General features: G+C 35.2%; 6 protein-coding genes and 1 pseudogene. 5 read left to right on the forward strand and 2 right to left on the reverse strand.

Annotated features, from left to right (window positions below; genetic code table 11):
• Positions 1 to 892: 892 nt before the first annotated feature.
• Positions 893 to 1,447, forward strand: coding sequence for a GNAT family N-acetyltransferase (locus V7122_RS22100; RefSeq protein ID WP_335529160.1), 555 nt, complete (start codon positions 893 to 895; stop codon positions 1,445 to 1,447).
• A 136-nt stretch (positions 1,448 to 1,583) separates the two neighbouring features.
• Positions 1,584 to 1,948: pseudogene (locus V7122_RS25845) on the forward strand (NAD-dependent dehydratase); the annotation flags it as partial.
• 184 nt (positions 1,949 to 2,132) lie between these two features.
• Here the strand turns inward: V7122_RS25845 and V7122_RS22110 are convergent.
• Together V7122_RS22110 and V7122_RS22115 are read right to left on the reverse strand one after the other, a co-directional pair.
• Positions 2,133 to 2,543 (reverse strand): DUF3021 domain-containing protein, encoded by a 411-nt coding sequence (locus V7122_RS22110; protein ID WP_335529165.1) that lies wholly within the window; start codon positions 2,541 to 2,543, stop codon positions 2,133 to 2,135.
• Entirely contained in the window at positions 2,540 to 2,998 is a 459-nt protein-coding gene (locus V7122_RS22115) for a LytTR family DNA-binding domain-containing protein (RefSeq protein WP_335529168.1), read from the reverse strand. The genes V7122_RS22110 and V7122_RS22115 overlap by 4 nt, the downstream gene beginning before the upstream one ends.
• 888 nt (positions 2,999 to 3,886) lie before the next feature.
• Between V7122_RS22115 and V7122_RS22120 the strand changes: the two genes are divergently transcribed.
• The 3 genes from V7122_RS22120 to V7122_RS22135 all read left to right on the forward strand — a co-directional run bounded on the left by V7122_RS22120 (position 3,887) and on the right by V7122_RS22135 (position 7,206).
• A complete protein-coding gene (locus V7122_RS22120) occupies positions 3,887 to 5,158 on the forward strand; it encodes a RidA family protein (protein WP_335529171.1) in 1,272 nt (423 codons plus the stop codon).
• 654 nt (positions 5,159 to 5,812) lie between these two features.
• A complete protein-coding gene (locus V7122_RS22130; protein WP_335529174.1) occupies positions 5,813 to 5,950 on the forward strand; it encodes a hypothetical protein in 138 nt (45 codons plus the stop codon).
• A gap of 812 nt (positions 5,951 to 6,762) precedes the next feature.
• The gene (locus tag V7122_RS22135; protein WP_335529177.1) at positions 6,763 to 7,206 is read left to right on the forward strand and encodes a hypothetical protein; all 444 of its coding nucleotides are present in this window, start codon (positions 6,763 to 6,765) and stop codon (positions 7,204 to 7,206) included.
• Positions 7,207 to 7,246: the final 40 nt, after the last annotated feature.

Consider the following 7,246-nt stretch of genomic DNA (forward strand, 5'->3'; position numbering starts at 1 on the left):
GAGTTGCATAGTTTTGGCTTATTTTCATTACTAAAGTTAAAAAGAGGGTATTCAAACTAGAAGACATAATATGTTGTTGCAATTAGATTCTTTAAAATATGTCCAGTTTCATGCTCCCAACGAAAAAGGACTTCATGAAACGTATTTGATAAGCTAAACTTGCAGGTTTTAAGTTTGAGTTTGAGTTTGATTAAATGTGAAAAGATGTACTTACACTAAAGGGGGCTAGAGTTCAATAAGTGCGAGCCATCTTCAGCATCCGCTGATCTTCAACAATCGGGCGCGTTTCTTGAGTAAGAAGGCGTCTTCTTTTATTGGGTCAGATAGTTGAACAAGGTTGGCAAAAGATAAATATTTGGATGTGAAATAACGTTATGGGTTTGTTTGAAGGGTGTTTTCTTGTAATCCTGGCTATCATTTATGTTATGAGGTCTAAAGATAAGAAATTAGCTATACTTGTTTTATTAGTAATTTTATCTGTTTACTGTCTTTATCATTTTACAGGTTACTTTTTTAACGTTAACAATATTATTGGGTTTATTTTAACATTCGCTGCTTTAGTTATAGCTCTATATTTTATGGAAAAAATATATAGACAAAAGAAAAAATGAGCTGTTGTTCAACGGTAGCTTTTCTTCAATAAGATCTTTGAATCTATCTTCCGCAATAAGGCGGTTTTCTGAAATAAGGAAAGCGTCTTCTTCATGATAAGTGCCATTTAATAAAGGAAAAATATCAAGAAGAATTGATTACTAATGGGGTAATGATAATATGGTGTTGTAAAATTTGCACTTAAACTGGAAAAGAGTTGAATAAGGATTTTGATTATTATGGTATTCTTCATATAAGTATGTGGTTTGAACAAGATAGAATGAGAGGAAGCACGCTTTTTATGATTAAAATTGAAGGACGAAAAGTTGAGTTGAAAGAAGCTACTCAACAGGATATTGATGAATTATATTTTTGGAAATATGAAGAAAAGGAACAAGAAGCCAAGAAATGGAATGGTCCCTACATACCTGAACCTTACATAACGAAAGAACAATTTCAAATAGATTGGGAGAAAAACTATGAAATTGTCCCCAACATTCCCAATACACTAATCATTTTTGTAGGAGATAAGTTGATTGGAACAGTTGGCTCTTATTGGGTGGATAAAAACACTAATTGGTTAGAAACTGGTATCGTGATTTATGATGAAAATTTTTGGAATGGTGGTTACGGAACTGAGGCTTATAAACTTTGGATTGATTTCCTATTCAGTTCTACTGAATTGCATCGGTTAGGGATGTCAACTTGGTCAGGAAATATAAGAATGATGAAAGTTGCAGAAAAATTGGGAATGAAAGAAGAAGCAAGAATAAGGCAAGCAAGAATGGTGAATGGTGAATATTTTGATGCTATTAAAATGGGGATTTTACGAAAAGAATGGGAACGGTCTTCTTGAAGTAGTAGCTTTAGTAAAATAACAGAAGAGCTATTATTGCAGTTACACATATTTTTCAATATTCATAAATCGGGCGCTTTTCTGTTACAAGGAACAGCGCTTATTTTCATTATAGGGCCATTTAGCGGAAGAAGGAGTTCTGCTGATTGATATAAAAGATATCACAAAATGGGTATTTGATATGGCAGAAAGAAGGAAAGCAGGTACATTTAATGTAACAGGTCCGAATGATAAATTAACAATGGAAAAGCTATTATATATCTATGTGAAGCCGTTACCAATAGCTACAGCGGATTCGTATGGGCAAATGAACAAATTTTTATAGAGCACAATGCTTAGCCATGTACAGAAATGCCCTTATGGATTCCTGAGGACTTCTCCTTAGAGGGTGAAACCAAACCTTGGAAAGGTTCTTTTTCCATTAATATCGAAAATGCAGTTCATGAGGGCCTTACCTCCCGGCCATTGGAAGAGACGATTGTTGAAGTTTATGAATGGCTGTAAGCAAGAGCGCAAACGAGCCTTAAAGCAAGGATTCACGCGAAAGAGAACGGAATCTGTTAGATGCTGGATTCAAAACGATTTTATTGGATTACGGAGAATGACATCTGGAGTCCATGTGGACGGTTCTTGTGGCCAGGATCTTTTTACTAGAAAACCGGGAGAACCGTCCCATTGGCATTTCTCATAGTTTCTTTAAATCATCATTTAATCTCCGGGCTTGATTTTTGAAGTAAAGGTAAAATGTGATCCAACAGATTGTAAAAGTGACGATGGAGATGAAGAGTGTTAACAAAATACTTTGTATCGTAAATGGAATCCATCCGATCGTAAGGGCCAAGATGAAGTAGAGGATCGTGACGGTTAAGAAATGGAAAATAGTCTGTTGAGAAAGCTTTAAAGCTCTGTTTTCATAGTACATAGAACTCACTGTAAAAAACCATCCGCAGAGAATAGAACCTATCGAGTTCTTCAAAAATAAGCTTCCAACTATCATTTCGAGACCGCCGAAAAGGATTGTTAAATTCGTGTAAAGCACCGCAATGAAGCCTCCAAAGAAAATACCGATGAAACTGCGAAGTATAAATGTCTTCATTCTGTTTTCCTCCTATTAAATTTTAAAGCATCTTTTATCACAGGGACATAGGTACGAGACACGTACTCTTTCTTACCAGATTTGAAATAAACGCAGAGTGTACCATTGAATGAGGCTTCAAAATGGCTCAATTCATGTAAATTGGCAATAACCGATTTAGATAGGCGGATAAATTTATTAGAAGGCAGCAGGGCCTCAAGCTCATATAACTTCTCTTTTAAAATAAATGAATCCGTCCCTGTTACGGCAACTACATGATCTTTTTCTGTATGAAAATAGTGAATATCCACTGGTTTAAGAATATGCTGCATTTCACCTTTTTTGGCAATCAGGAATGGCTGTTCCCTTCGGTGAATGAAGTCAATTAGTTCCTTAATATTGTCGTCTGACTCAGGGCTTTCAATAGTAATCTTCGTTTCTTTAAATGCTTTATCGATGTTTAAAAAAAGTTTCAAATTTCAGACACCTCTTTTCACCAAAAATTATAATTGCTCCATCACGCGATGTCTGTCAATACTTGTTCTTTTCATTCACTCCTCTCATCATCGCTCTAATCAAATTGTATGTGGATATTTCAAGCAAGTCTGCACTATTCAAGTATGTGGCAGAAAAATGAAGGGTAACTTGAAGAAAATTGTTAGTAACTTACATGAAAGGAGGCAGTAGCGAAAAACATAAAATGAGCGCTATCTTTAAAGAAGCGCTCATTTTTCATTTAAGGGCTATATTCTGGAATAACACTTGATAAGGAAATGGGATATTTATGTTATATATACTGTTTTGTTAATATAGGATTTAGGTTGAGCATATTGATGTTGTTCTATTGTTCAACACTTAAGGTTTAAATTTCTAAGCTGTTGACTAATGAATTCAAACAACTTATTTTTAACCAAAATAAATGTTCCTATATTTCTATAATTAGTTATAGCTATATACTAATCTAACTCATATCCGTAGTGGCGAATTACATCTGACAGAAATTTCGTAGAGCTAATGAATAGGCTTAGCAAGGGCTGCGTCGAAATGATTCCATCTTTTTGACGCAGCCCTTAACTGTTGTTGTCCAGAAAAAAACTCAACTCAAAAAACAATTCACAAGAAACAAGTAGTCAACACGAAGAAAGCCTGCTATAATTGACACTTGCTCAAAAACGAAATCTGTGTCTAGTGAGAATTGTTTTTTCAACTGCGTGAAGAACGCCATCGGTTGAGCCAAAGCAGTCTTCAAATCCATATCACTGACTTCCGTTTTTCGTCTATGCAATCACGGAACCATGGTTTAAACCGGTTTTATTGGTGCATACTTGAGTTAATAAATATTTATCTAAAAGGAGAATACTATCATGAGCGGTTATAACGCAGTAACAGCAAGAAATACGGAAAATGCTCCAAACGGTAACGGTCTATATTCACAAACTGTTGCTTTCTCTCATTACAATAATCTTTCAGCTCAATTACCTATCGAACCTAAAACTGGTAAATTGGTAGCAGGTGGCATTAAAGAGCAGGCTGAACAGTGCTTTAAAAACATCAAGGCAATTGTAGAAAGCATTGATCATGTTATGAGCGATGTCGTTAGAATCACTGTATTCGTTAAGAATATCAAAGATGTTGACGCTGTAGACGAAGTTTACAAAACGTTCTTCCCAACCTATGTTCCTTCACGGACAACAGTTGCAGTTGCAGCTTTGCCTATGGATGCTTTAGTGCAAGTTGAAGCACTTGTTTCACACGGTGAAGGTACAATTCCAAACGCGCCACAAGCAGGCGACCTCATTAAGCTTACAAATAACACGGCAAATGCACCAACAAGTCCGCTATCTACACAAACTGTGTCTTTCTCTCATTACAATAATCTTTCAGCTCAATTGCCGATCGATCCGAAAACTGGCCGATTAGTAGTTGGCGGTGTAAAAGAGCAGGCTGGACAGTGCTTAAAAAATATCAAGGCAATCCTAGAAAGTATCGACGTTCCTTTTGATGATATTGTTAAAATTAATATCTTCCTTAAGGACTTGTCTGATACTGAAGCTGTAAATGAAGTTTATTCAACATTTTTCCCAGACTCAGCTATCGCGAGAGCTGTAGCATATGTCCCTGCACGTACAGTAGTTTCAGCTGCAGCTTTACCTATGGATGCTTTAGTACAAATTGAAGCAGTGGTGTCACACGGAGATGGTACACCTCCTCAAGCTATTGAAGACAGACATGGAATCGTTATTTGGGCGAACAATACTGACAATGCACCAAAGTGTTCCCTATCTACACAAACTGTAGCGTTCTCTCATTACAACCACCTTTCAGCTCAATTGCCTTTGGATCCAAAAACTGGTGAAATGGTAGCTGGCGGTGTAAAAGAGCAAGCTGAACAGTGCTTGACAAATATTAAGGCAATTGTTGAAAGCATTAACCACGTTATGGACGATGTAGTTAAAGTAAATATCTTCGTTAAGAATATTGAAGATATGGATGCTGTAGACGAAGCTTACAAAACATTCTTCCCAGGCGGTGTTCCTGCACGAAGAACAGTTGGCGTATCAGCTTTACCTAAAGATGCTTTAATCCAAATCGATGCAGTTGTATCAAACGCTGAAGGAACACCTCCAAAAGCATAACAGGCATTTGTTTGTTAATACAGGAACGATCAAAGTTACTTGTTAATGCCGATGGTGAATGCGATATCGCATATCCTATTCATAAAAAGGGGCTGTCTCAAATGAAAATTGAGACAGCATCCTTTTTTTAACATCCCAGATGAAAAAGCATCGAGATTTTAGCCGATTATGGCAGAAATCTTAGATGCTTTTTTAGTTTTCGGGCATAACAAAAAAACTGGGTTAGCTTGTGAATCTATGCAATTGAATTTTTATAGAGGGTGACACCTAAACTTTGAGTTTGGATACTTGTGTGGAGTTTGTTCAGTTTATAGCCAAAACGCAGAAGCATAAACTCGACCTTCACACTTTGTTTCTCTCTTGTTAAAAATCATAGAAATCCGTAATCTTCCTTCAAAACTCCGAATACACCTTCCACTTGGATTGATTGATTCTCCCGAGCGAGTCAGGATACGACTTTAAGCGCTCTAAGTTAGAGCAAGGGGTAAAGCAACTCGATTTAACAACGATGGCAGATTTGAACAACTCTATATAAAAGTCTTTGTGAATTACCGGTGGAAAAAATTGTGGATCTTACTTTAGTGGACATAAAATCTTCGTTACTGCTGCATACTATTTTTATCAAAATATTTTAATGAATTGAGGTTTTTGAAAATGGATGAAATGAGAAATACAAATCAAGTAGAAGAAGTAAATAAACGCCTTAAAGAAATTCCTAAGGAAGCCGAAGAAAGAAGAATTGAAAATCAGCCTCAAACTGGTAAAAACGAGAAAGCCATTGAGCCGTTTTAAGCCCATCAGACCTGTAGGAAAGCCTCCAGATCTGATTTGGGATACGAACGGCAAACCGAAGAATCTTACTGACCATAAATATCATAAGCAAAAAATAGCGTAGTAGAAATTTTTAATCTTACGCTGTTTTATTCATCGTTATGTCAGCAAATGTTTCAGCTGCAATATGGTTTTTGTTTCGGATGATATCGGCGGGCGTTAACGCTCGCCTTTTTACATGGTACGGAGATTGTGAAAATTGTTTTTTAATTAACTGGAAGGCATACCCGATTAAAAAAAACAATGACTATTATTCCAACATCTATCCTTCTTCATGAAAAGACAGATTGTAGAGGATCATTTAATGAAAAATTGGTATTTATCGATAAGATTGTGAAAGATTGTACTTAAGCTAAGGGTGTAGAATAGTTCAAGAAAGATAACAAAAAATATTAGTGAATATGTTTGGCCTGAAAGGAAAAGTAATGGATAAGGTAAAACTTTATTTAAAATATCGAAAGAAATCATATCTTTTAAATACTGCACTTTTTCTGCAGGTTTCATTGTTGTTATCTTTATATTTGGACCTCCGAAGTATTATGTTATCCCTATTTTATCAATGATAACGGCTTATGGTTTTTTAGAGTTTGTAGAATATAAACGTTGGAAAAAAGAAAATTATTGAGTTTAGCAACCTCAACTAACGGGGCTATTCTTCAAGAAGGAGAATGGCTCTTTCTTATTAATGTAAATGGCAGGATAGTTGAAGAAAAAAAGGATAAAGTTAATAAAAAAAATTTTGAAAAAACATCAAAATGGAGGATGTTGAAGAAGTGGCTGATTATTACTATATGTTATTTTTGTCACTTGTAATGGTAATTGGTTCCATCGCTATCATTTTGTATTATAATAAAAAGCAAAAGAAACAAGGTAGTTCTTATAAAATGCCAATGAAAGAAAGATTTATTATCATTACTTTTACGCTGTTTTCAGTCATTTGTTTTATATACTCCATACGATTTTTACCAACTGTAATACTTAATCAAACTGAGGAATTTAAAGGAACATGTGATGTGTTTATTTTCGAAGGGGTAAAAAGTGGAGGTGGTTTACAGGTTGAGTTTAAGAAAAAGATTATTGGTTTTTCTCGTCAAGGATATAGTGAAGACCAGGATGGAACTTATTACTGTGAAGTGGAATATTATCGTAATTCAGATATAGGAAAATCATTAAAAATCTATGATTTACATAACCATATATTAGTGAAGCCTAAATAATCTATTTATAACTTTTTATTCAACTACCATGAAAATTAAC

The sequence above is a fragment of the Bacillus sp. JJ1532 genome (assembly GCF_036965085.1).
GTDB lineage: Bacteria > Bacillota > Bacilli > Bacillales > Cytobacillaceae > Cytobacillus.

What these genes read in the sequence shown, in the direction of transcription:
- V7122_RS22100 (WP_335529160.1), top strand. Translation starts at nt 893, where the DNA reads ATGATTAAAATTGAAGGACGAAAAGTTGAGTTGAAAGAAGCTACTCAA.
- V7122_RS22110 (WP_335529165.1), bottom strand. Translation starts at nt 2,543, where the DNA reads ATGAAGACATTTATACTTCGCAGTTTCATCGGTATTTTCTTTGGAGGC.
- V7122_RS22120 (WP_335529171.1), top strand. Translation starts at nt 3,887, where the DNA reads ATGAGCGGTTATAACGCAGTAACAGCAAGAAATACGGAAAATGCTCCA.
- V7122_RS22130 (WP_335529174.1), top strand. Translation starts at nt 5,813, where the DNA reads ATGGATGAAATGAGAAATACAAATCAAGTAGAAGAAGTAAATAAACGC.